General features: G+C 70.4%; 1 protein-coding gene. It reads left to right on the forward strand.

The annotated features are described in order from the left end of the window. Positions 1–127: 127 nt before the first annotated feature. On the forward strand, positions 128–1,230 hold a 1,103-nt coding region (locus tag ACFWJO_RS38395), incomplete at its 3' end, for a 2-oxo acid dehydrogenase subunit E2 (protein WP_386872813.1).

Genomic DNA, 1,230 nt, shown 5'->3' on the forward strand with positions numbered 1-1,230 from the left:
TTTTAGTGCTCGCCGCGGTTTTGCCTACCGTCACGCGACGCACGCCGTCCCCGATCCCGCCCCCCAGGACGCCCTCCAGCACGAGCCCGAGACCGCCGCCCGGGCCGAGCCGAAGGCCTCCGCCAAGGTGACCGAGCCGAAGGCGGCGACCGCCCCGGCCCGGGGTGCGCAGCCCAAGGAGACCTCGGTCAGCACCGGCCCCAAGCCCAAGAAGACCCCGGCGGCCCAGGCCGTGCCCTCCGAGCCCGCCGACACCACCGCCACCACCGCGGACGAGAAGCAGGAGAAGGCCACCGTCCTCAAGGGCATGGCCAAGGCCGTGGCCACGAACATGGACGCCTCCCTGTCCATGCCCACCGCCACCACCGTGCGCGACCTGCCGGCCAAGGTGCTGATCGACAACCGCGTGGTCATCAACAGCCACCTGGCCCGCACCCGCGGCGGCAAGGTCTCCTTCACCCACCTCATCGGCTACGCCGTGGTCCGCGCGCTCGCGGCCATGCCTTCGATGAATGTGACCTACGAGGAGCGCGACGGCAAGCCCACCATGGTGGAGCCGGCCCACGTGAACTTCGGCCTCGCCATCGACCTGCCCCGCCCGGACGGCACCCGCGCGCTCGTGGTCCCCAACGTCAATGCCGCCGAGACCCTCGACTTCCGCGGCTTCTGGAAGGCGTACGACGACCTCGTCCAGCGCGCCCGCAAGAACAAGCTGACGATGGACGACTACGCCGGCACCACGGTCTCCCTGACCAACCCGGGCGGCATCGGCACCGTGCACTCGGTGCCCCGCCTGTCCCAGGGCCAGGCCGCCATCATCGGCGTCGGCGCGCTGACCTATCCGGCCGCCTTCCAGGGCGCCGCCGAGTCCACACTGCACGACCTGGCGATCTCCAAGACGATCACCCTCACCTCCACGTACGACCACCGCGTGATCCAGGGTGCCGGCTCGGGCGAGTTCCTGAAGATCGTGCACGGCCTCCTGCTGGGCGAGGACGGCTTCTACGACGAGGTCTTCCACTCCCTGCGCATCCCCTACGAGCCCGTCCGCTGGGCCCAGGACGTGCAGGTGAACCCGGAGGAGCAGGTCGGCAAGGTCGCCCGCATCCAGCAGCTCATCCACGCCTACCGGGACCGCGGCCACCTGCTGGCCAACGTGGACCCGCTCGAGTACTCGATGGCCTACCACCCGGACCTCGACATCCGCGAGCACGGGCTCACCCTGTGGGA

Origin of the sequence: Streptomyces sp. NPDC127092, assembly GCF_042722475.1 — a bacterium.
GTDB lineage: Bacteria > Actinomycetota > Actinomycetes > Streptomycetales > Streptomycetaceae > Streptomyces.